Source organism: Pseudomonas sp. CK-NBRI-02 (genome assembly GCF_008124495.1).
In the GTDB taxonomy this organism is placed as follows: Bacteria; Pseudomonadota; Gammaproteobacteria; order Pseudomonadales; family Pseudomonadaceae; genus Aquipseudomonas; species Aquipseudomonas guariconensis.
Genome location: NZ_VSJH01000002.1, coordinates 158,025 through 176,666 on the forward strand (window position 1 = coordinate 158,025; position 18,642 = coordinate 176,666).

Below are 18,642 nucleotides of genomic sequence, written 5' to 3' on the forward strand. Positions count from 1 at the left end.
GAGACCGCCCGCCAGCGCCTGCAGGCCGCCCAGCAACTGGCCGAGCGTCTGGGCGGCGAAGTGGTGGTGCTGCGTGCCGGCGAAGTGGCCCGCACCCTGATCCAGCACGCCAGCGAACGCCGGGCCAGCCTGGTGCTGGTAGGCCAGTCCCGCGATCGGCTGCGCCGTCGCTTGTTCGGCGCAGGCGTGGCCGCGCGCCTGCTGCGAGAAAGCCACGGCCTGGAAATCAACGTCCTCGACCGCGACACCCAACCCCGCACAGCACCCTCGGCGGTGCAGCGCGTGTGGGTCTGGCGCCATTACCTGCTGGCATTGGTGGCCACCGTGCTGGCAGCAGGGTTGTCGTGGGCGGTATCCAGTGTGCTGGCGCTGCCCAATATTTCCTTGGTGTTCCTCGCTGCCGTGCTGCTGGTGGCGGTGCGCAGCAGCCTGGGGCCGGCGCTGGCCTGCGCGGCGCTGTCGTTTCTCACCTATGACTTTCTGTTCATCCCGCCGAACTTCTCCTTCGCCATCCAGCGCGAAGAAGACGTGCTCACCCTGGTGTTCTTCCTGCTCATGGCGGGCCTCACCGGCAACCTCGCCGCCCGCCAGCGCCGTCAGTTGCAGGCCCTGCGCGAAACCCAGGCCGAGACCACGCAACTGCTGGACCTCTCACGTCGTCTCACCGTGGCCACGGACCGCCAGGCTGTGTTCAACGCCGCCGGCCAGCACCTGGGCGCCTGGCAGGACATGCAGGCCTGCCTGCTCGAGCGCAATGCTGAGGGCCTGCTGCAAGCCACCAGCAGCCACGAACCGCAACTGACCGACAACGAACGCGCCGCCGCCGAATGGGCCTGGCAGCACGGCCAGGCCGCCGGGCACGGCAGCGACACCTTGCCTGATGGGCGTTGGTGGTGGTGGCCGCTCGCGGTGGACGATCAACCCCTGGCCCTGCTTGGCGTGCGCCCACGCACAGGGGAGACCTTGAGCCCCCAACGCCGACGCCTGTTGATGTCTCTCGGCCAACCCCTGGCCCAGGCCCTGGCCCGCGCCCGCCTGGGCGAGCAACTGGAGGCCGCGCGCCTGCATGGCGAGACCGAACAACTGCGCAGTGCACTGCTGGCCTCTGTTTCCCACGACCTGCGCACCCCCCTGACCGCCATGCGCGGCAGTATCGACAGCCTGCTGGCCCTGGGCGACGCCATCCCCCCGGCCGATCGCCAAGAGCTGCTCGAAGGCACCCGTAACGAAGCCGAACGCTTGGACCGCTATATCCAGAACCTCTTGGACATGACCCGTCTCGGCCACGGCGGCCTCAAGCTCGCCCGCGACTGGGTCGCCCCGGCCGATATCGTCGGCAGCGCCCTCAACCGCCTGCGCGTGGTCCTGGCTCCGCTGCGCGTGCACACCGATGTGCCGCCCGAGCTGCCGTTGCTGTTCGTGCATGCGGCGCTGATCGAACAGGCGCTGGTCAACGTGCTGGAAAACGCCGCCCGTTTCTCGCCGGTCAACGGGCGCCTGGCGTTGCAAGTCTCTGAGCAGAACGAGCAACTGCACTTCGCCGTCAGCGACCAAGGCCCGGGCATTCCGGTGAGTGAGCGCGAGAAGATTTTCGACATGTTCTACACCGCAGCCCGCGGCGACCGGGGAGGGCAGGGCACCGGCCTTGGCCTTGCCATCTGCCAAGGCATGATCGGCGCCCACGGCGGGCAGATCCTCGTCGGCGACGGCATCGATGGTCAGGGCACCTGCATCACTCTATGCTTGCCGTTGCCTCCACAACCTGAGCCTGAAAGCGAAGCCCCATGAGTCAGTCCGCCACCCTGCTGGTCATCGACGATGAACCGCAGATCCGCAAGTTCCTGCGCATCAGCCTCGCCTCACAAGGCTACAAAGTCATCGAAGCCGCCACCGGCGCCGAAGGCCTCGCCCAGGCCGCGCTGAGCAAGCCGGACCTGGTGGTGCTCGACCTTGGCCTACCCGACATGGACGGCCAACAGGTGCTGCGCGAGCTGCGTGAATGGAGCACCGTGCCAGTGCTGGTGCTCTCGGTGCGCGCGAGTGAAGTACAGAAAGTCGACGCACTCGATGGCGGCGCCAACGACTACGTGACCAAACCTTTCGGCATCCAGGAATTCCTCGCCCGCATCCGCGCCTTGCTGCGCCAGACGTCCCAGGCCGACGCTGTCCAGTCGAGCGTAAGCTTCGGCCCCTTGGTGGTGGACTTTGCGTTTCGCAAGGTGACCCTCGACGGTGCGGAAGTAGCCCTGACCCGCAAAGAGTACGCATTGCTCGCCCAGCTCGCCGGCCACCCCGGCCGCGTCATCACCCAGCAGCAACTGCTCAAGGACATCTGGGGGCCGACGCATGTCGATGACACCCATTACCTGCGCATCGTCGTCGCCCACGTGCGGCAGAAGTTGGGGGATGATCCGACTGCGCCGCGGTTCATTATCACCGAAGCCGGCGTAGGCTATCGCCTGGTTGCCCCGGGGCCCTGACCGGTGCCGCTTCGCGCCCCAACGCGGCGCAAGGGCTGCAAAGCAGCCCTGAATCCAACAGCACCTTGACCTCAGCCCATCATGCCCAACTCCGCATCATCCATCAGCGCCTTCGCTAACGCCGCCAGATAGTGCGACGCCCATACCAACTGCGGCTTGTCGTCCATCACGCCTGTTAGGGTCATGTCCCGCACATACCCCATCAACTCCGAAGCCTGCTCGCGTGCGTGCTGGCACGAGATACCAGGCTCGATGCAAAACAGCGGCGCGGTCATGCCCTCGCCCTGGTAGAACTTCGTCCTGCCCACCGTTCTCGGCTCGATGTCCTTCGTGGTCATTGTTCGATCTCCCTGAAATGATCAGCGCCGCCCCGCAGGCACACCGCTGCCCAACAACGCAAAACCCCTGTGGGTGCGGATTCACTCGCGAATGGGCCGGCGCAGATAGCACATGGTTAAAGGCTTAAATGCAGCGTCTTAGGGTTGGACACGCAAGCCCAAAACCTGAATCGAAAGTGGGAGTAGCGGGATTGGATGGTGAGCTACGATCCGAATGGATTGAATTTGCGTTGAGGCTGGGGATCGTGCTTTGAGAAAGGGATAGCGAGATGGATCGAAGATCGTTTTTCAGCATGGCAACTCCTGTATTCCCGATAGTGCTGCACACGACCTGCTGTCAAACAGGTGGGTGGCAGCTGCGTATGGGTTGACAGACCGGTGGAATACAGGAAGACCGGCGCACGCGAACGTGCCCCACACACAGCCGCCATTGAAGGCCAAGCTATGCCCCTGCGTTCCGTTGCGGCCTGTCAAAGCCGCGTCGTTGAAGTGCAACGACTCGCCGAGACTAGAGCCCTGCCAGAGCACCCGCAACGGAAAAAAGGTGGCGGGAGTGTGTTTGGGAAATGGACTACGAGGAAGAGGGGGAATCTGATTTTTTCTACGGTTTCGGAGCATTTGGAAGAGCAGAGGATAGGTGAAGGGGCCGGCGATAGGCTGCTACAAAGCAGCAAGATTTAGCGTCCGCTTTGGGACGAAATCTCCAATCACGAGTGGCCGCTCTCGACCTATAGCGGCCGTTCGTGCAAAGCAGCAAACGGCCAGAAGCGGACAATCGCTGGAAGCTGCAGGCTTGCCTGATTCACGCCCGATGTGTGTAATCGTGATCGTTTTTACGCAAAGAGCACAGCATGCATCGCAGCACACTGACCTTTCAGAACACTGTTCGCCCCGGAACCTCGTCAAACGGCTGTACCACCGTTGAGCGCTGCTTTTCCGATTTTCGAATCGACGGGCGTTCCTTACTGGAAATTTTGGCGACCGCTGGTGGGGGGCACTCTGACTTCATGAGCGGTTTCGTATCGGGTTTTTCAGAACAGAATCTCCGGTTCGCCAATAGCCTGCTCCGATGCGAGCAGCCTGAAGTGGAACCTTATCGAGTGCTCATTTACATCTGCCCAGAGTGCGGCGACATCGGGTGCGGAGCCTACTCAGTGCAGATTCGCAGGCTGAGTACCGAGATTATTTGGGAGGCATTTGCGTACGAAAATGGATATGAAGAGCCTCGCGTGATCCCTGATCTTGGCCCATTTAGCTTCAGCTCAGCCCCGTATGCACGCGCTGTCAAAGCTGCGTCTGAGATGTGAATTGGCGGATGGATGAGACCGCCTCTTTTTGTCGCGTCTGCTTTGGGCGAACACATCACGTTCGTCGATGCCTCGTACGAGGAGCGTAACCCAAGAGCAGGCAGTCGAACTTAGCTCTCCAAGTGCCTGCACAAAGACTTGGTTTTGGGCACCGTCGACCAGGCAAGAACGGAACCCAGATCACCTTGATCGAAGGAATATTTGTGATGAGCCACCTTGGCAACGACTTGAGGGCCGATTTCGTTGAAGCACTTAAGGAGATCTCGACGCTGATGTCCATGGCATACGAACAGCTTGGCCCAGTACCGCAAGACCATGCATTAGCTCAAGCAGGCTTGGAGAACGGGGGTGAAATCGTTCTTGACTATGTCAATCACCACGAGGCTGGGTTAGCGTTCGAGCATCTGCTTTACATGATTGACGAACCACCGCTTGTTGTTTCTGAAAAGTGCATGGCCATTCTAGACCGAATCGCAAAGTCCTTGGAGATGCCATCCACGAGATGACTTAGGTTCACCTACCTGAACGTCAGCTTTGGGTCGATAACGGTCAGTCGTGACCGGCTGCTTTCGACCCATACCTGCCAGTCGCTTTCAGCAACTGCCGTCCCAAACCGCTTGATGGCGACACCACGCAATCGCCCTATTTTTCTGTTCTGCCATCCCTCTCCTGACAGTCCTTGTAGACCCGCGTCCTTTGTTGAGAAGATTTTCCGGTGATCCAGGCCTGTGAATTTGATAATGATGGACTTTTCTGTCGAGTTTCCCGAATTCTTGCTCCCGCGTTGCACACTGCGCCGCATACATTGCGGCGATGTAGCGGCGATTTTTACCGGACTTTCCCACCCGCAAGTTATTGCTCACTATGGTGTGTCTTTCGATAGCATCGAGGCGACCCACGAGCAAATGCTTTGGTACGACGCGCTGCTGGAGGAGGATCGAGGCATCTGGTGGGGTATCGCCTTACCGGGTCGAGACGAACTGATAGGTGCTTGTGGCTTCAATGATTGGTCTAAAGCCGATCGCAGCGTGGATATCGGCTATTGGCTGATGCCTGAAAACTGGGGCCAGGGGCTGATGCAGGATTGCCTGCTCGCCATCCTCCGCTTCGCCTTCGATACCCTAGGCGTGCACCGCATCCATGCAGATGTCGAGCCTGAAAACTCCGCCAGTACTCGCTTGCTGGAGCGCCTCGGCTTTGTGCTGGAGGGAACGTTGCGAGATGTGGAGTACAAGGGCGGGCGCTTCCTCAGCCTGCACCAGTTCAGTCTGCTGGCTACCGACCCGGCGGCGCTAGCGATGCTGATGGACGACACCCCAACGCTGCGTCCGGCACGTGAGGCGGATGCGCAGGCTCTGAGCGCCTTGGCCCGGCGCAGCAAGGCTCATTGGGGTTATCCCGAAGCTTGGATGAATGCGTGGGAGGGCGCGCTGACCATCCACTCTACGCAACTGACCGGCCATTATGCGGTGCTGACCGCAGCGGATGGCGCATTGTTGGGCTTCTATGGGCTGGAGCACGGCGAGGATGGCTGGCAGCTGGAGCATTGCTGGGTTGATCCCTGGGCCATGGGAAGAGGGCACGGACGGCGCCTGGTAGACCACGCCCTGGCTGTAGCACGCGGGCTGGGCGTAACCATTCTAGCGGTTGAGTCGGATCCTTCCGCCAGGGCCTTCTACGAGCGGCTCGGGGCCCGGCATGTGGGCGATGTATCGCGCCCGATCAATGGCGAGGCCCGAAGTCTTCCGATCCTTGAGTGGCGGCTTGGTGATTGACCTTCTTTGAAGAGCAAGGACGTACGCTTTGTGCAACCACATCTCGTACATGCCCTAGCACGCCTGGCGGACGTTGAAACGAAAGAAGCAAAACTCCGATAGGCAGAGCAAGGCCACCAAGGAGTGGAATGTCGAAAAGGGAGAAATTGGCACCGTCGAAAGCGACAACCAATTCCTGACTTGGAGACATGACATGACTGACTTCACCCCAACCCCAAACGAAGTGGCAGGCAAAGTAGTGCTGGTGACCGGGGCGGCTAGCGGCATCGGTAAGGCCATCGCCGAGCTTCTTCACGCTCGCGGTGCGAAAATCATCGCCGAGGACATCGACCCTGCAGTCAACGCGCTTGAGCGTCCTGGCCTGGTTCCCTTTGTCGCAGACATCACTGTCGATGGCTCTGCCGAGCAGGCAGTGGCGCTGGCTGTCGAGCAGTTCGGCAAACTGGACGTCTTGGTCAACAACGCCGGTCGCATTCTGTACAAACCCCTGATCGAGATGACCCGCGAAGATTGGGAATGGCAGATGCAAACCAACGTGACGGGTGCGTTTCTTCACTCCCGAGAGGCAATGAAGGAAATGATGAAGAACAAGAGCGGCGCGATCGTGAACATCGCTTCCTACGCGTCCTACTTCGCCTTCCCCGGTATCGCGGCCTATACCGCGTCCAAGGGGGCGCTGGCGCAATTGACGCGTACTCAGGCGCTCGAAGCGATCGAGCATGGCATTCGGGTCAATGCCATCGGCGTAGGAGATGTCGTTACCAACCTCTTGAACCACTTCATGGAGGACGGTCGCGGGTTCCTGCAGGAGCATGGCAAATCCGCGCCGATCGGCCGAGCTGCAGCGCCGCAAGAGATCGCCGAGATCGTATCCTTCCTGGCTTCCGAGCGCGCCAGTTTCATCGTCGGCTCGGTGGTCATGGCCGATGGCGGCATGAGTGTCCCGGTGGGTTGATCCTTGGCCTTCGAACGCGTTGTGCTGCATGGCCGGCACAACGCGTTCTCTTGCTACCAGACCCCACTCAACGGAGGCGTCATGACCGCACTTCGAAAATCCGACTTCCCTCTCATCGACGTTCGCCAGCATCTGGAAACCGGGCCCATCGTGCTCGTGACCTCAGCCTGGAACGGCGAAACCAACATCATGACCATGGGCTGGCACATGATGATGCAATTCGACCCTGCTCTTTTCGGCTGCTACATCTGGTCGGGAAACCACAGCTATGAGCTGATCCGCAATAGCCAGCAATGCGTGATCAATGTGCCCACCTTGGAGCTGGCTGACCAAGTGGTCGCGGTGGGCAACAGTACGGGCAGTGACGTGGAAAAGTTTGGCCAATTCGGTCTCACCGCGACGCCGGCCACTCGGGTTGAAGCGCCCCTGATTGCAGAGTGTTATGCCAGTTTCGAATGCCAGTTGTACGACTCGAAGCTCATTGGCGAATACGGTCTGTTTGTCTGGGAAGTCGTTAAAGCGCATGTCGACCGATCAGTGAAACAGCCGAAAACGCTGCACTACAGAGGGCGCGGTCAATTCATGGTGGCGGGGGAAACCCTGGACTTTCACCGGCGATTCCGTCCCCAGAATCTCTGAATGGCGTGCCCACTCGCTATTTGCGGTATTGAGTGGGCGTAACGCCAACCTCACGTTTGAACACCTGAGAAAAATGGCTTGGGCTGCTGTACCCGACCTCCAAGCCTATATCAATCACGCTCTGATCCGTTTCGACCAGGAGCTGCCGGGCTCTTGCCATTCTTAGCCTGATGAAGAACTGTGACGGCGAGTAACCAGCGGCCTTCTTGAACAGCCGGCTGAAGTGGTATTCGCTCATCCCCGCTATTTCGGCCAAGTGCCCGAGATGAAATTCCCCGGCCAGATTCGCCTCCATTGCCGACAGCACGCGGCGCAACTTGTAAGCGGGCAACGCGTTGCGGCGTACGATATCGTTCGCTGAGCTGTCCAGGTAGCTGCGGGCAAGGTGAATGGCGATGCACTGGGCCAGCCCTTGCAGATAAAGAGGGCTAGCCCTGTGTCCTGTCAGCTCCAGCCGAACCTGTTCCAGTAGAACGGACAACCCATCGTCACGCCCGCCCGACACTTCACGTAGGCGAACCGCTTCGACGGAGCCGCCCAAAACTTCATGAATGGCTTTATCCAACAGCGGAATGCCGAGGTAGATATGCATCACCTCGAAGGGTTCAGCGCCGTCCACTTTCCAACGCATCTCGTACGGCTGTGCCGAGGTCGTTAAAAAGAAATCACCTTTAGCGACGTGGCTGCATTGCCAATCGCCGTCAAGCTCACGCTCCTGCACGGCGGCATTCCCTGAAATGATCCACACCAGTAAAGGCTCGGCTACCGCAGGGACGATGAAGCTTTCTTCTTCACGCGCTCGGTTAAAGATCTGCACCAACATGTCCCGATCGGCTAGAACGTCTGAAGCGGCAAGCCGCTCACCGCGGATATACGCCTCCAAACCATGGGCTGAAGTCCGCTCTATAACATCCATGGGAATTGTCGCCTCATTCAGTAAGCCGGCTCGAACGAGCCATTTCGGGCATTGGTCTCACAGGGTGGGCTCGCATTTCAAGCCCAAGAGATTGGGCCAGTAAAGCTCGTTAGCGTTCCCGGAGGGATAATTCAGAAACCTCGCGCTGGGTGTGGGGCCTGAAGAGGAATGGTCGAAAAAAAGCCGGAATGTCTCCATTCCGGCCTGCGCTTCAACGTTCGGGATAGAGAATCATCCCAGCGTGATACAACACGTTGCCGCGAAACTCTCCGTCAGCAGTGAACCCTGTGTCATCCACATACTCGATGTGATCACCCTCCAGCCAGTACCGACCTTGGTACGCGCTTTGTTGCCCTGCGCGGGCTTCGTCATAGCGGCCGCCAGGCAAGAGTTCATGGCGAATGCGGCCGTCGGCCGTCACCCACATGCCAACGTATTTGTCTTGGTCTCCATATGGCTTGCCCATTTTCTTCCTCGCTCTCGTCAGGTCACTCAGAATGGACTTGCAGTTGGACGCACGATCAGTTCGCTGACATCCACATCCGCAGGCTGCTCTACCGCGTAGGCAATTGCCCGGGCAATGGCCGAGGCAGGAATGGCGATCTTGCGGAACTCGCGCATCGCCGTCCGTCCGCCTTCATCGGAAATGCTTTCGGCCAGTTCGGATTCGGTAACGCCTGGTGCAATGACCGTGACCCGGATATCACCACCCACCTCTTGGCGCAAACCCTCTGAAATGGCCCGTACGGCATATTTGGTGGCGCAGTACACCGCAGCTGTCGGGCTCACAGCGTAGGCTCCAATGGAGGCAATATTGATGATTTGGCCGGCGCGCTGTTGTTGCATGAGCGGCAGCGTTGCGGCAATGCCGTGCAGGACGCCGCGAATGTTGACATCAATCATCCGGTTCCACTCGTCGACCTTGAGCGCTTCGAGCTTCGAAAGCGGCATGACGCCGGCGTTGTTGATGAGAACGTCGACACGTCCATGCAATTCGATAGCGAAGTCGATAAAGGATTGCATGTCGTCCAGGCGGGTGACGTCCAGCGCAAGCACATCAGCTATACCGCCTGTCGAACGAATCTCCTTGGCAAGGGCTTCCAAGCGATCGGTGCGGCGGGCACCTAGAACCACGCGAGCGCCTTTGCTGGCAAGCAGGCGGGCTGTTGCTTCGCCGATACCACTGCTGGCGCCAGTGATCACGATGACTTTTTGTTCGATGCCGTGCATTTCCCCACTCCTGTCTATTGCTTAAGAGGCACCCGCCGATAGGCAGGTGGTGAAGCAAGCGTAAGAGGGCAGGGGTGGGCAGGGTTATGCGATTCCTACGCACGTCATGCACGATCCTGCATGAACACTATGCGGCAATGGTCTTGCCGGTCAGCGCATCCAATCCGCCGACAAAATTTCTCTACCGGCCCTGCGCGCGAGTGAATCTTTATAAGTCGGCCCGGCGCAGGAATGTGCAAAAGCCTCGCAGGAACCTAATAACGGCCACATCAGCGCCGCCTTAATCTGAGCCCAAGCAGAAAGCGAGACCGCTTCTGCCGCCGGCCATCAGAGCGACTGAGCCTGCAGTAAACAGGAGTCAACGTCACGCTTTGCACTGACAACCGGCAACGAATCCATTGCTAATTACGGAATCGCTGTCATGAAAACTGTTAACAAAATGATGATTGGAATCGCCTTGTCTGTTGTCAGCGCAGGTTCTATGGCGCTGCCAGCCAAAGAAATCGGCATTTGGAGTAATCAGCCCTGTAAAGAAGTGATGGCTCCACTTGTGGCTGAGGGCGGTGCGGACCGACTCAATGACCGCCGCGTGGCCGAGGACGGCGCGGACCGGCTCAATACCCGTCGTGTGGCTGAGGGCGGTGCGGACCGACTCAACGACCGCCGCGTGGCCGAGGACGGCGCGGACCGACTCAATGACCGCCGCGTGGTTGAGGACGGCGCGGACCGACTCAATACGCGTCGTGTGGCCGAAGGTGGTGCGGACCGACTCAATAGCCGTCGGGTGGCTAAAAACGATGCGCAGCGTGCCTTCTATGCCTGACGCCCATATCCACCCAACCAAGAGCCCGGCCCGCCGGGCTTTTGCATATGAAATATGTCGATCTAGCATCTACCCAAAAGGTGACTGACCCACCTATCCTCTGCAATCGGTACAGCCTAACGGGAGGTAAGGGTGGTGAGTGATCGGGACGAAGACCTGAAACGCCTAAGGGCCGAACTGGCATCTACCATGCAACGTTTCGCTCCGACATACGGCGTGTATCAGACGGCGATTGATCCGCTGCATTTCATACGCAGCGACACCCCAACCGATGTGATCCACACCGTGCATAAACCTGGGCTATGCATCATTGTGCAGGGCCGGAAACAGGTGCAGTTGTGGGACGAGAGCTATACCTACGATCCCCTGAACTACCTGGTCGTCTCTGTCACGCTGCCTCTAGCGGGTCAAGTGACCGAGGCGTCCCCAGAACAGCCCTATTTCTGCATCCGCCTGGATATCGATCCCGCAGTCATCGCTCAGCTGATAGCAGACGTCAGCCCTATTGGCGTGCCGAGCCAACAGCCCCACCGCGGGCTCTACCTGGACAAGGTCGATAGCTCGCTGCTGGATGCGATGTTGCGACTGGTACGCCTGTTGGACGCGCCATCTGACATCCCGGCATTGGCACCGCTAGCGCTGAGGGAAATATTCTACCGGCTGCTCAAAGGCCAGCAGGGCCAGCGTTTACATGAGATCGCCATCACCGATTGCCAGACCCACCGCGTCACTCGGGCCATTGAATGGCTGAACAACAACTATGCGCAGCCGTTGCACATCGATGAGCTCGCAAGTTACGTCAATTTAAGTAACTCCACGCTTCATCATCGATTCAAGGCTGTCACCGCCATGAGTCCTTTGCAGTATCAGAAACAACTTCGCCTGCAACACGCACGCAGGTTGATGATCTCAGAGGGGCTTGATGTTTCTACGGCTGGGTTCAAGGTGGGCTATGAAAGCCCGTCACAGTTCAGCCGTGAGTACAGCCGACTGTTTGGTGCTCCACCGAGCCGAGATATCGCAAAGCTTCGATCGCTCGGGTGAGCGCGGCTTGCCTTGGCTAACGCTATCCTGATGACGCTCGTTGGGTCCAGAGCCGCCGTGCCTGCATAGCCGCTATAGATCGAAAGCGGCCAGATGCGACCTTCTTTCGACCCATAGCATCGTCCGAAAATGGCCAAGTGCTCTGGATGGATGTCCACTTTGAGGCGGCGCCATCCGGAGCACTGTTGTGCCTCAGGCACGGAGCAACGCGTCGAGATCGCCTTTGTGATCGAGGCGTTTGAGGTCATCAAAGCCTCCCACATGAACTTCACCCACAAAGATCTGCGGCACGGTCCTGCGCTGGGATCGCTGCAGCATTTGCGCCAGATGGTTCGGCGATGCTTCGATGTCGATTTCCACGACACTGACCCCTTTCTGCGCCAACAGCCGCTTGGCACTAATGCAGTAAGGGCAGTGCTGGGTGGTGTAGATCGTCACATGGCTCATGGCAGTTACCCCTTAGTGCGCCGATGGTGGAAAGTCGATATCGGTCGTGGCGACATTGTTCAGGTAGTTGGTCAGGGTCAACAGCGTGACCTGAGCCACCACTTCCACGATCTTGCCATCGGTGAGGCCTGCTTCACGTGCTGCTGCGATTTGACCATCGCTCAATTGCCCGCGGCTTTCGGTAATCTGACGCGCCAGCGTGGCGACCGCGTTGAGTGTGCCATTGCGGGCCTGGCCGATGGCCTCATCGCTCAGGCCAGCCTTGGCACCGAAGAAGGCGTGCGCGGCGAGACAATAGTCGCAACCGTTGATTTGCGACGTGGCAAGCGCAACGACTTCACGCTCGGCGGCGTTCAGCGAACTCTTGCCCAAGGCTTGGGCGAGGCCCAGATAGCCATTGAGCGCGGCCGGGGAGTGAGCCAGGGTCTTGAAGGCGTTGGGAATGAAGCCGAGACCTTTTTGAATGCCTTCGAGGGCAGTGCGCGAGCCAGCAGGAGCTTGGTCCAGCGAGAGAGCAGCGATACGAGTCATGGTGGTTCTCCAGTAAGTTGATTAACGAGCTTGTCGATCAAGCTTGGAATCAATCCTAGAGACGTGGGCTATCTTCTTGGCTTCTGATCGTCGAATCTATGCAACAGATCGTCTAAATCTGGAGTGCGCCATGGACCGATTATCGACACTGCTCAAGCACTTCAACCTGCATGCGTCCACCTTTCACCAGGGTGGGTTTTGTGGAGTGACCCATTTCGATGGGCAGCAAAGGTTCGGGCATGTGCATTTGCTGCGATCAGGACGCCTGGCCTTCAAGGACAAACGCGGCCAGCCCGCCGAACTGACGGAGCCCAGCCTGATTCTGGCGGTGCGCCCGCAGACGCATCAGCTGCTGGCCAGCGAAGCAGATAACGCAGAGTTGGTTTGCGCCACCTTGCAGTTCGATGGCGGTGCCAATAATCCGCTGACCCTGGCTTTGCCGGATTTCATCATCAAGCCGTTGCGCGAATTGCAGGGCCTTGATGGCACCCTCGACTGGCTATTCGAAGAAGCCGTCGGCGATGAATGCGGACGGGATGTCATCCTCAATCGGTTGTTCGAGCTGATGGTGATTCAGCTACTTCGCCATCTCATCGCCAGCCGTAGCATCGCCTCGGGAATGATGGCCGGATTGGCCAATGCTCAGCTGTCCCGTGCGCTCGTGGGTATCCACAACGAGCCACAGCGCAATTGGTCCGTGGCGGAGCTGGCTGATCGCTCAGGGATGTCGCGCGCAAGCTTTGCTGCGCACTTTCGCCAGACCGTGGGTGTCACCCCGGCGGATTACCTGACGAACTGGCGAATCAGTCTGACGCAAAAACGTCTCCGGGAAGGTCGCCCCATTGCCCTGATTGCCGATGAGGTCGGCTATGAAAGCCCGTCAGCGTTGGCCCGTACTTTTCGCCGCAAGGTGGGGGCAAGTCCGAAGCAGTGGTTGCAGCAGACCACGGCATGATACGTGGTCGCGTGCCGTATCGGTTGTGGCAGTCCAGCGCGGTTTACGCTCCGTGTGGGGCAGTGCGCAAGTGCTCTCGCATAAAATCGATGAACGCCTTTGTCCGTGCTGAACGTCGTCGCTCATGGCTGAATACGGCGCTCACAGGCAGGGCAGTGGTCGGATAATCATCGAGCAACGTACGCACGAAGCCTTGTTTGACCTCTTCTGCGAACAGCCATTCGGGCGAGAGGGAAATACCCAAGCCACTGAGGACCATCTCACGAATGGCCTCGCTGCTGTTGCTGGTGACGTTGCCTCTGATGACGATATCGAGCGGCTCACCGTCACGGATGAAGCGCCAACGGTCGTAATGCGTGAGCAAGGTGAAGCCGATGCAGTTGTGACTCGCCAGATCACTCGGCTCCAGTGGCAGGCCGTGGCGTTGCAGGTAGGCGTGTGAGGCGTACACTCGCCGGGTACTGCTGCCAAGGGGCACGGCTACCAGGCCCTCGCTCTCCACCACGCCGATCCTGATCGCCAGGTCGATGTTTTCCATGAGCAAGTCTTCATTGTGATCGTTTAGCCGCAAGTCGATCTGCACATCCGGGTAGCGCTGCAGAAAACGGCCGATAACTGGTGCAATGCACAACCTTCCGTAGCTGACCGGCGCGGCAACGCGCAGCGGCCCGGCAACCTGTTCCTGGCCGCTGGCAAAGCTGCGCTTAGCGGTTTCGAGGTGTCCGAGAATTTCCTGGCAATGGCTGTAGAAGCGTTGTCCCTGGTCGGTCAATGCCAGGTGCCGGGTGCTGCGAGTGAACACGGGGCCGCCCAGATGCTGCTCCAGTGCGCGGATCTGCTTGCTTACCGCCGGCTGTCCCATGTTCAGCTCGCGAGCGACTGCCGAGAAGGACCCACGCTCCACGACGCGTACGAAGATGTGCATGGTGTGAAATAGGTCCACCGCCATTAGCCCTCTTTAGGGAATAAATGATATGCAACTTTAGACTCTTATCGGAATGAAAGAGGAGGAGCAACCTGTCACTCGTCACACTTAATCAGAGGCTTCCATCATGAATCAGACCATGCTTGCCGCCATCGCTGAATCCGCTCAGGCACCCTTGGCTGTGCGGCGTATCGCTCGCCCGGTTCCCGGTCAGGGAGAGGTCCTTGTCAGCGTTCACGCCGCTGGAGTCAACCCACTCGACACTAAGATCGCAACTGGCGCAGCAGCACACGCCCGGCAGGCGCTACCGGCGGTGCTCGGTCTGGACTTGGCCGGTACGGTCGTCGAGCTGGGTGAGGCGGTCGAGGGCTTCACGCTTGGCCAGGAGGTCTTCGGTATGGCCGGCGGAGTCGGTGGCGCTCAGGGCGCCATGGCCGAATACATCGCTGTTGACGCCCGGCTTATTGCCCCGAAGCCGCACGCGCTAGGCATGGGCGAGGCAGCTGCTTTGCCCCTGGCATTCATCACCGCTTGGGAAGGCTTGGTGGATCGCGCCAACGTCCGCAGTGGGCAGCAGGTGTTGATTCATGGTGGCGCAGGTGGCGTTGGCCAAGCGGCTGTCCAGCTGGCCAAGGCCCGTGGAGCCAAAGTTTACGCCACAGGTTCGGCGGCGAGCCTCGACTTCATACGCTCACTGGGGGCGATAGCGATCGATTACCAAGCGCAAAGTGTGGAGGCCTATGTCGAGGAACATACCGCCGGAGCAGGTTTCGACATCGTCTATGACACCGTTGGTGGCAGCACGTTGGATGCATCATTCAAGGCGGTGAAGCCTTACACAGGGCACGTTCTGAGTTGCCTCGGCTGGGGGCAGCATAGCCTCGCGCCGCTGTCGTTCAGAAGCGCCACGTATTCGGGCGTGTTCACCCTGACACCCTTACTTACCGGCATGGGCCGCGAACACCACGGGGCCATCCTGCGCCAGGCAGCTGCCCTGGCTGATGCTGGGCAACTGACGGTCCGGGTGGATCAGCAACGCTTTGGATTGGACACTGTCAACGACGCATTTCGCCAAGTCGCGCAAGGGCGTGGCAAGGGCAAGACGATAATCCAGTTGGTGAACGAATAGAGCCGAGGCTGCTCAAGGCTTTGCACCGTTTCGCGCAGGGAACGGTATGCCGATCGGTGGGCTGGCCGGTACAAGGTGCCGATGAGCCTACAAGCACGACCGGGGCGTCAATGCCGCCCCGGTTCGGTCCCTCTCGATTACTTCAGGTGTTGCTTGATCGCCTGGGCAGCCTGGTCCAATGCACTGCGGGTTCCAGGCACCTGGCTGAGTACGTTGAGCAGGCCGAAGTCGTGGATCATGCCGTTGTAACGCACGGCGGTCACCGGTACACCGGCAGCCTCCAGCTTGCGGGCATAGGCTTCGCCTTCGTCGCGCAGCACGTCCATCTCGGCGGTCTGCACCAATGCTGGCGGTAAGCCTTTCAACTGATCCAGGCTGGCGCGCAGTGGCGATGCATGGATGTCGTTACGCTGCCTCGGATCGGTGGTATAGCTGTCCCAGAACCACTGCATCATATTGCGGGTCAGGAAGTGACCTTCAGCGAACTGGTTATACGAGCCGTTGTTGAAGTTGGCGTCAGTCACCGGCCACAACAAGGCTTGGAACCGCAGCTTGGGCGTGCCGGCCTCCTTGGCTTTGATCGCGACCACCGCCGCCATGTTGCCACCGACACTGTTGCCTACCACCGCCAGGCGGCTGCCATCGACACCAATCTGTTTGCCATTCTCGGCAACCCAGCGGGTGGCGGCGTAAGCCTGGTTAATGGCCGTGGGGAATTGGGCTTCCGGCGACGGGGTGTAGTCGACATAGACCGCTGCTGCACCGGAGCCGACCACCAGGTCGCGGATCAGGCGCTCGTGCGTCGGGTAGTCACCCAACACCCAGCCACCTCCGTGGAAGAACATGAACACAGGCAGTTCGCCTTTCGCGCCTTGTGGCCGTATCACGCGGATCTCCAGCGCCTGGCTGTCGACCTGAATGCTGCGGCGCTCGATTTGGATACCGGAGACATCCACTTTCACGCTGGCCTGGGCGCCAGTGAGCACGCCGCGGGCATCTTTCGGGGACAGGGTTTCCAACGGTTTACCGCCACCCGCGGCTAGGGCCTGCAGGAAGCCTTGAGTGGTGGTTTCAACACCGGGGCTACCAGCGGCGAAGGCGCTATTGACGGCGAGGGCGAGCAGGCCGGCGGTGAGGGTGCGGGACATTTTCATGGTCAAGTTCCTGGGACGCTGGAGTCATTAGTTCTGGTTGGCGGAGGTGGTGGGGCGCAGGTAACTGATTTTCTGCAGCTTGCCGTGGCTGTCGCGGTAGGTGAGGGTGGCGGTGCTGGCGTAGCTGGCGGTGTTGGCCGGCGCGTCTACAGCGATCACTCGAGCGATGTCCAAGTTCATGCCGTAGTGGTAGGGGGTGGCGCTCTGGGCAAAGGCGCCGACGCTGGTGCCAAAGGTCAGGGTGGCGATGGCGAGTGCTTTGCTAAAAGTCATGATGATTCTCCGTGAGCGTGGATATTGGGATCAGCGACTGCTTGCTGCGTGGGTTTATTTTGCGTCTGAATAGTTAGCGCGCAAAATATATTTGCGCTATTGTTCTCATTGAACAATCGCATCACCCAACCCACGGTGTGAAAGCGTCCCGCAGTCAGGCAGAAATGACCGCCGGATGGCGTTGGTGGTCAGTACCGAGGGCCGCCTGTCAGCCACGCAGAGCGCGCTAGCGAGCATGCAGCAGAAGGGAAGGAGAGCGGCGTATCAGCGCCATGCTTCAAAAGCATTTAAAGGCGTGGCTTACCCTCTGGGAACCCATCGGGCGCCACGCCAATTACAGAGTGAGAGAACATAGAGAAAATAGGGTGAACTTCCGTGTACACGGGAAACGTTTACAAGCCCAGATCGGACAAGCTTGGGTGATCGTCTGGACGACGGCCCTGAGGCCAATGGAACTTGCGCTCGGATTCCTTAATGGGCATGTCATTGATGCAGGCATAGCGGTTGATCATCAGACCGTCATCACCGAACTCCCAGTTTTCGTTACCGTACGAGCGGAACCAGTTACCAGAATCGTCGTGCCATTCATAAGCATAGCGAACGGCCAGGCGGTTCTCGGTGAATGCCCACAGCTCCTTGATCAAACGGTACTCATGTTCTTTGGCCCATTTACGAGTCAGGAAATTCTTTGCTTGCTCACGGTTAAATGCAAATTCAGCGCGGTTACGCCATTGGGTATCAAGGGAGTAAGCCAGAGAGACTTTTTCTGGGTCGCGGCTATTCCAACCATCTTCGGCCAGACGTACTTTGAGAATGGCGGTTTCACGTGTGAATGGCGGTACGGGCGGGCGTACTTCGTTATGAGCGGACATTTTAATTCCTCGCTTACTGGGCTGGTATCGCCCGCCTACTGGCGATTAACGATTCAGCAGTTGCTGTGCAATGGCTTTTGCATCAACTGCTGATCGGCTGTCACCAAGTAAATGGGCAACGGTGATGGCGCCGTCGATCAGAATCAGAAATTGGCGCGCACGCGCCTCTGGATCATCGAAGCCATATTCTTTACAGAGAGAGAGCACAAACGCTTTTACGTTTTCTTTGTGCTCTTTATCCACACGTCGTACTGGATCTTCTGGGTCGCCTGTTTCACCGGCGGTATTAATGAATGCGCATCCTCTGAAATTTTCAGAGGCGAACCAGTCGCAAAGCACATCAAACATGCGTAGCAGCTTGTCTGCTGCTGAATCGGCTTTATTTACTTCCGACTCGAACCATCGCATCCAGTTTCTGTCGCGGCGCTTTAAAATTTCTATTACGAGCGCCTCCTTAGTGCCGAAATAGCGGTAGATACTCTTGCGAGCGACACCAGATGTCTTTACTAAAAGATCCATTCCGGTTGCGGCAATTCCGCCGCGATAGATCAAGTCTTCCCCGATCTTCAATAGCCGCTCTTTAGTGTCGTTACTATTTTCGCTGTTCATGTCGGCAATGGTAGAACGATCGTTCTCCATGGTCAATACCCTCGCTACAGCAGTTTCAAAGAAAAATAAAATATGCTTGATTTACAAGCGCTTATACAACGTTATCTGGCTCGATAGGATATAGAGATGCCGTTCAGGACGGTGCGCCTGACGGATGCTGGTGAGGTTTACGTACGTTTTGCGCGTGGGGCTCTTTCAAAACCCAGGTGCAGGCGAGACCTCTCCTGCACTTAGCCATTA

At 58.9% G+C, this 18,642-nt stretch carries 22 protein-coding genes; 11 read left to right on the plus strand and 11 right to left on the minus strand.

Annotation, left to right across the window (positions count from 1 at the left end; all coding sequences use genetic code 11):
• Together DQ397_RS02230 and DQ397_RS02235 are read left to right on the plus strand one after the other, a co-directional pair.
• Window positions 1-1,788: DUF4118 domain-containing protein (locus DQ397_RS02230; RefSeq protein WP_148921463.1), on the plus strand; the 1,788-nt coding region annotated here is incomplete at its 5' end.
• Entirely contained in the window at window positions 1,785-2,480 is a 696-nt protein-coding gene (locus DQ397_RS02235) for a response regulator (RefSeq protein ID WP_043215708.1), read from the plus strand. The genes DQ397_RS02230 and DQ397_RS02235, both read left to right, overlap by 4 nt.
• Before the next feature lie 71 nt (window positions 2,481-2,551).
• Here the strand turns inward: DQ397_RS02235 and DQ397_RS02240 are convergent, their stop codons facing one another.
• The gene (locus DQ397_RS02240) at window positions 2,552-2,818 is read right to left on the minus strand and encodes a DUF3077 domain-containing protein (RefSeq protein ID WP_043215707.1); all 267 of its coding nucleotides are present in this window, start codon (window positions 2,816-2,818) and stop codon (window positions 2,552-2,554) included.
• 851 nt (window positions 2,819-3,669) lie between these two features.
• Here DQ397_RS02240 and DQ397_RS02245 point away from each other — a divergent pair.
• From DQ397_RS02245 to DQ397_RS02265, 5 genes are all read left to right on the plus strand, one after another.
• Window positions 3,670-4,125, plus strand: a complete 456-nt coding sequence (locus DQ397_RS02245) for a hypothetical protein (protein WP_052352525.1) — start codon at window positions 3,670-3,672, stop codon at window positions 4,123-4,125.
• 206 nt (window positions 4,126-4,331) lie between these two features.
• A complete protein-coding gene (locus DQ397_RS02250; RefSeq protein ID WP_043215705.1) occupies window positions 4,332-4,631 on the plus strand; it encodes a hypothetical protein in 300 nt (99 codons plus the stop codon).
• Between the two features lie 222 nt (window positions 4,632-4,853).
• Complete coding sequence (locus DQ397_RS02255; protein WP_043215703.1) at window positions 4,854-5,900, plus strand: GNAT family N-acetyltransferase; 1,047 nt, start codon at window positions 4,854-4,856, stop codon at window positions 5,898-5,900.
• 193 nt (window positions 5,901-6,093) lie between these two features.
• A complete protein-coding gene (locus tag DQ397_RS02260) occupies window positions 6,094-6,855 on the plus strand; it encodes an SDR family NAD(P)-dependent oxidoreductase (RefSeq protein WP_043215701.1) in 762 nt (253 codons plus the stop codon).
• 81 nt (window positions 6,856-6,936) lie between these two features.
• Window positions 6,937-7,494 carry a flavin reductase family protein gene (locus DQ397_RS02265; protein WP_043215699.1) on the plus strand — a complete coding sequence of 186 codons (558 nt, stop codon included), beginning with the start codon at window positions 6,937-6,939 and terminating at the stop codon, window positions 7,492-7,494.
• A 16-nt stretch (window positions 7,495-7,510) separates the two neighbouring features.
• Here DQ397_RS02265 and DQ397_RS02270 read toward each other — a convergent pair whose 3' ends face one another.
• The 3 genes from DQ397_RS02270 to DQ397_RS02280 all read right to left on the minus strand — a co-directional run bounded on the left by DQ397_RS02270 (window position 7,511) and on the right by DQ397_RS02280 (window position 9,640).
• Window positions 7,511-8,410 (minus strand): AraC family transcriptional regulator, encoded by a 900-nt coding sequence (locus DQ397_RS02270; protein WP_043215696.1) that lies wholly within the window; start codon window positions 8,408-8,410, stop codon window positions 7,511-7,513.
• Window positions 8,411-8,621: 211 nt separating this feature from the next.
• Entirely contained in the window at window positions 8,622-8,876 is a 255-nt protein-coding gene (locus DQ397_RS02275; protein ID WP_043215694.1) for an Atu4866 domain-containing protein, read from the minus strand.
• 26 nt (window positions 8,877-8,902) lie between these two features.
• Window positions 8,903-9,640: an SDR family oxidoreductase gene (locus DQ397_RS02280; RefSeq protein ID WP_043215692.1), complete on the minus strand. Its 738-nt coding sequence runs from the start codon at window positions 9,638-9,640 to the stop codon at window positions 8,903-8,905.
• Between the two features lie 421 nt (window positions 9,641-10,061).
• Here DQ397_RS02280 and DQ397_RS02285 point away from each other — a divergent pair, with 421 nt between their 5' ends.
• Entirely contained in the window at window positions 10,062-10,463 is a 402-nt protein-coding gene (locus DQ397_RS02285) for a hypothetical protein (RefSeq protein WP_148921459.1), read from the plus strand.
• 135 nt (window positions 10,464-10,598) lie between these two features.
• The gene (locus DQ397_RS02290) at window positions 10,599-11,507 is read left to right on the plus strand and encodes an AraC family transcriptional regulator (protein ID WP_043214172.1); all 909 of its coding nucleotides are present in this window, start codon (window positions 10,599-10,601) and stop codon (window positions 11,505-11,507) included.
• Window positions 11,508-11,699: 192 nt separating this feature from the next.
• Here the strand turns inward: DQ397_RS02290 and grxC are convergent, their stop codons facing one another.
• Together grxC and DQ397_RS02300 are read right to left on the minus strand one after the other, a co-directional pair.
• Window positions 11,700-11,954 carry a glutaredoxin 3 gene (gene grxC / locus DQ397_RS02295; protein WP_043214168.1) on the minus strand — a complete coding sequence of 85 codons (255 nt, stop codon included), beginning with the start codon at window positions 11,952-11,954 and terminating at the stop codon, window positions 11,700-11,702.
• A 12-nt stretch (window positions 11,955-11,966) separates the two neighbouring features.
• A complete protein-coding gene (locus DQ397_RS02300) occupies window positions 11,967-12,485 on the minus strand; it encodes a carboxymuconolactone decarboxylase family protein (protein ID WP_043214166.1) in 519 nt (172 codons plus the stop codon).
• A 130-nt stretch (window positions 12,486-12,615) separates the two neighbouring features.
• Between DQ397_RS02300 and DQ397_RS02305 the strand changes: the two genes are divergently transcribed.
• Window positions 12,616-13,440, plus strand: coding sequence for an AraC family transcriptional regulator (locus DQ397_RS02305; protein ID WP_043214165.1), 825 nt, complete (start codon window positions 12,616-12,618; stop codon window positions 13,438-13,440).
• Between the two features lie 43 nt (window positions 13,441-13,483).
• Here the strand turns inward: DQ397_RS02305 and DQ397_RS02310 are convergent, their stop codons facing one another.
• The gene (locus tag DQ397_RS02310; protein WP_043214170.1) at window positions 13,484-14,383 is read right to left on the minus strand and encodes a LysR family transcriptional regulator; all 900 of its coding nucleotides are present in this window, start codon (window positions 14,381-14,383) and stop codon (window positions 13,484-13,486) included.
• Window positions 14,384-14,492: 109 nt separating this feature from the next.
• On the opposite strand from DQ397_RS02310, the gene DQ397_RS02315 reads away from it, so the two are divergent.
• The gene (locus tag DQ397_RS02315; protein WP_043214161.1) at window positions 14,493-15,494 is read left to right on the plus strand and encodes a zinc-dependent alcohol dehydrogenase family protein; all 1,002 of its coding nucleotides are present in this window, start codon (window positions 14,493-14,495) and stop codon (window positions 15,492-15,494) included.
• A 137-nt stretch (window positions 15,495-15,631) separates the two neighbouring features.
• Here the strand turns inward: DQ397_RS02315 and DQ397_RS02320 are convergent, their stop codons facing one another.
• The 4 genes from DQ397_RS02320 to DQ397_RS02335 form a co-directional block, all read right to left on the minus strand.
• A complete protein-coding gene (locus tag DQ397_RS02320; protein ID WP_043214159.1) occupies window positions 15,632-16,648 on the minus strand; it encodes an alpha/beta hydrolase in 1,017 nt (338 codons plus the stop codon).
• A gap of 27 nt (window positions 16,649-16,675) precedes the next feature.
• A complete protein-coding gene (locus tag DQ397_RS02325) occupies window positions 16,676-16,921 on the minus strand; it encodes a DUF2790 domain-containing protein (RefSeq protein ID WP_043214157.1) in 246 nt (81 codons plus the stop codon).
• Window positions 16,922-17,313: 392 nt separating this feature from the next.
• On the minus strand, window positions 17,314-17,793 hold the full coding sequence (locus tag DQ397_RS02330; RefSeq protein ID WP_043214154.1) for a nuclear transport factor 2 family protein: 480 nt from the start codon (window positions 17,791-17,793) through the stop codon (window positions 17,314-17,316).
• 45 nt (window positions 17,794-17,838) lie between these two features.
• On the minus strand, window positions 17,839-18,402 hold the full coding sequence (locus DQ397_RS02335; RefSeq protein ID WP_043214153.1) for a TetR/AcrR family transcriptional regulator: 564 nt from the start codon (window positions 18,400-18,402) through the stop codon (window positions 17,839-17,841).
• Between the last annotated feature and the right edge of the window lie 240 nt (window positions 18,403-18,642).